Source organism: Anaerolineales bacterium (assembly GCA_022866145.1).
Taxonomy (GTDB): Bacteria; Chloroflexota; Anaerolineae; order Anaerolineales; family E44-bin32; genus PFL42.
The window spans coordinates 1-3,561 of sequence record JALHUE010000123.1 but is presented as its reverse complement, the minus strand read 5'-3'; the positions used below and the strand labels follow the sequence as shown (position 1 = coordinate 3,561).

3 protein-coding genes are annotated in these 3,561 nt (G+C 66.6%); 1 reads left to right on the top strand and 2 read right to left on the bottom strand.

Features of this window, described 5'->3' with window-relative positions; genetic code table 11:
* A partial coding sequence (locus MUO23_03845) for a hypothetical protein (GenBank protein MCJ7512084.1) occupies positions 1 to 468 on the bottom strand: 468 nt, incomplete at its 3' end.
* Positions 469 to 552: 84 nt separating this feature from the next.
* Positions 553 to 2,070, bottom strand: a complete 1,518-nt coding sequence (locus MUO23_03840) for an FGGY-family carbohydrate kinase (protein ID MCJ7512083.1) — start codon at positions 2,068 to 2,070, stop codon at positions 553 to 555.
* Between the two features lie 605 nt (positions 2,071 to 2,675).
* Here MUO23_03840 and MUO23_03835 point away from each other — a divergent pair.
* Positions 2,676 to 3,428 (top strand): hypothetical protein, encoded by a 753-nt coding sequence (locus MUO23_03835; GenBank protein MCJ7512082.1) that lies wholly within the window; start codon positions 2,676 to 2,678, stop codon positions 3,426 to 3,428.
* Positions 3,429 to 3,561 lie beyond the last annotated feature (133 nt).

Below are 3,561 nucleotides of genomic sequence, written 5' to 3'. Positions count from 1 at the left end.
CGTGACCGGAGCGATGATCTCGGGCGCCGTGATACCCTTCGTCGCCCGCGCCCAGTCGCGGTACGTCTTCATCGCCAGCAGGATGCTCTCCGTTCCGCCGGACGACACCGTGCCGCACACCGGATCGTCGGTCCTTTCGCTGCCCAGCATGTGGGCGGTCATGGCGACGATCTCGGCCTCGAACTTGATCGTGCTGGGCCAGATGTCGGCATGCAGCGGGTTGCTCTGCGAGTGAAGGGCGTAGACCTCGTTCAAGAACTGGATGTGGGCCTCATCGCCGTGATACACGCCGCCGGAGACATACCCCTGCCGCCAGCGGGACTCTTCCTTCTCCTTGAGCCGGCGCATCTCTTCCAGAATCTCCTGGCGGCTGCGTCCGGCCTGCGGCAGGGCGCGGTGGCTGGGGAACTCCCCTTTGTACGGCTTGAGGGCGGACTCCAGACCGGCCAGCATGTCCTTGGGATCCATGGATCGGCTTCCTTTCTGGGTGTGCCTGCGCTGGCTGCCGGGCCAGCTCCGACCGTGGCCAGCGGTGATATGGGTCGGTAACCTTCAGTCTTTGTCCGGTGCGTTCATCCGGTGATGGATCGGCCGCAATGCTGTGTACAGCGCCTTGTAGGTCGCGAAGGCCGGCTCATACTCGTCCGGCCGCGACTGCGTCGGCACGACCACCCGTTCGGGCTTGAGCAGGTTGCGCAGCGAGTCGACCGACGGATGCGCACCCAGCCCGACGGCCGCCAGCAGCCCGGCGCCGACCGCCGATGCCTCTTGGGGCCAGGGCATGACTTCCATCGTCCGTCCCGTGATGTCGGCCAGGATCTGCACCCAAGGCGCACTCCGCGCCCCGCCCCCGATCACCCGCAGTGGATTTGGGCGGAAGCCGAACAGCTGCTCCAGCGATTCCAGCAGCCAGCGGAAGTTGAAGGCGACCCCCTCGTAGATCGCCCGAGCCATGTCTCCTCGGGTATGGTTTGCACCCAGGTTGACGAACGAGGCCCGCAGGCGCTCATCGGCAACCGGGGCTCGCTCGCCGTACATCCACGGCGTGAAGAGTAGGTTGGACGCCCCTGGCGGTGAGGCCAAGACCTCGCGGTCCATCAGTCCATAGCCTTCCGATCCGGGCTGCATGCCGTACAGCTGCTCTACCGCCCAACGCAGGCAGGCGGCGGCGGTTTCCATCTCGGCGATCAGCAGCAGCCTATCGGGGTCGGCGGACTGTAGGGTGACGATGCCGCGCTTGCCGGTCGTCCGCCGCCCCGTGATCACCCCGACGAAGCCTGAGGTTCCCAGTGTCAGGTGACCGTCGCCCTCGCCGACCGCCCCGGCCCCGACAGGGGCCGTCATGCCGTCGCCGGCTCCGGCAAAGACCGGCGTGCCGACCAGCAAGCCGAGGTCCGATGCGGCCGACGGCGTCAGCCCGCCCACCCGGTCGGTAGCGCGCACGAGCTCGGGGAACTTGGCCCGGTCCAGCCCGAAGAGGCGCATCAGGGTCGTATCCCAGGTCTTGCGCTTGAGGTGGAATAGGCCGGTAACACTGGCCACGCTCCACTCCGCCACCAGACGGCCGGTCGCCCGGAGTAGCAGGTAGCCGCTAACATCGACCAGCGCCGCGGCATTGCGGTACACCTCAGGCTCGTGCTTCTTCAGCCACAGCATCTTCGGCAGCACGTCCTTGCCGGTGATGGCCGCGCCTGCGATGGCCGCGAAAACGCCCTTTCCCCCCAGGCGGCGCATGATGCTCCGGGCCTCGTTTCCGGCTCGCCCATCAAGCCAGGAGATGCAGCGCCGCAAGGGGGCGCCAGTTGAGTCCAACGCGATCAGATTGACCAACTGGGTGGTGAAGGCGATCCCAGCCACCTGCCCCGGCCCGGTGCCCGCTGCCTGCAGCACGCGCTGCGTCGTGGCGGCGATCGCCCGCCACCAGTCCTCCGGCTCCTGTTCCGCCCACAGCGGCCGAGGGTAGGTCGTCGGGTAGGCTTCGAAGGCCGTGGCTCTCACCTGGCCGTCCGTTGTGGCCAGCACGGCCTTGGTGCCACTGGTGCCGACGTCGTAGGCGAGCACAAGTTCCATCACACACCCCCGGATGCAGGCACGGACGGCTACAGGTTCGCGCCACCCCGCGCCTTCGACAAGTGGCGGAAGGTGGCACGACGACGTATGGTTGTCACGTCGCATCGGCAGATTGCAGACGACGAACCATCCGAAGCTCGGAGGCAGACCCCGCATCGGGTACGATCCCGATCGCCTGCGGAGGCCTTCGATTCCACGTGGCCCATCCCCCTGCGCCCGCCCGGGCGCCTGACGCCAGGCTGGTCTCGAAACTGGAACCGGTGCTGGCCGTGGCGTCTTTCGCTGCCTTCCCGGTTGTTCAACTCCTGGCCGTCAACGCCGGACAGAGCGTGCCCGCAGATGCCCCGCGTTCGCTCGCAATCTCGGTCCTGCTGGGAATCTTCATCTTGAGCGCGGCGGGGGTCGCCACTGGTACCTACTTCCAGCGTGGGCGGCTATTGGCGCCGGCTGGGTATGGCTGGTCTGGGCCCGCACCCGGCCTCGCACTCCCTGGCTGCGGGTGATGACCTTGATCGGCCTGGCTCTGCTGGCCCTGCCCTCGCTGATGCTGGCGCTCAAGGCGGCAGAGAGCCAGCTGTACGCCCGGGAAACGGCGGTGAGCCCCGTTGAGGGCGCCGAACGGCTGGCGCCTGCGGCCGACGTACCCAGACGTCTACTACGTCGTGCTGGACGCCTATGCCCGAGGGGATGTGCTTCAGGACCTCTACAGCCTGGACAACAGCGCCTTCCTGCAGGCGTTGACTGCCCGCGGCTTCTATGTCGCCTCGGAATCGCGAGCCAACTACTCGCAGACCGCACAGTCTCTGGCTTCTTCCCTCAACTCGACCTACCTGGACGACCTCGCCCTCAGCCAGGGAGCCGAATCAGTTAACAGTGCGCCTTTGCAGGAGATGGTCCAGCACTCGCTCGTGCGGCGCTCCCTCGAAGGCCTTGGCTACCAGACGGCCGCTTTCGAGACCAGCTACCCGCGCACGGAGCTCACAGACGCTGATCGATTCCTGACCCCTCCCTACGGCGAACTCGCCCGCTCAGAGGCGGCTGCGTTCGGCCTGCCGCTCGAGGAGTTCGAGACCCTGCTCCTCGAGACCACGCTGCTGCGCCCCGTGGTGGATGCCGCCAGCCGGCAACAGGCGAACGCCCGGAGCCTGATCAGCTTCCCCTATCAGAAGCATCGGATGCAGGTGGAGTTCAGCCTAGCTTCGCTGGCCGATGCCGGACTGGCCGACGGGCCGCAGTTCGTGTTCGCCCATGTGGTCTCGCCACATCCGCCGTTCGTCTTCGGCAGGTTCGGGGAAGAGGTGATTCCGAGTCGGCCGTTCAGCCGGCAGGATGTTGGATGTTGCGATCACGAGGAGTAGGTCGAGGCGTCCTCGGACCAGGTCACCCACCTGAACCGTCTGATTCTGACAGCCGTCGATGAGATCCTGGAGAAGTCATCCTTCCCGCCGATCATCATCCTTCAAGGAGATCATGGTCCGGCTGCCCATATGG

Bases quoted from the DNA above. Each gene is read 5' to 3' on its own strand.
- MUO23_03840 (MCJ7512083.1), bottom strand. From the start codon at position 2,070: ATGGAACTTGTGCTCGCCTACGACGTCGGCACCAGTGGCACCAAGGCC.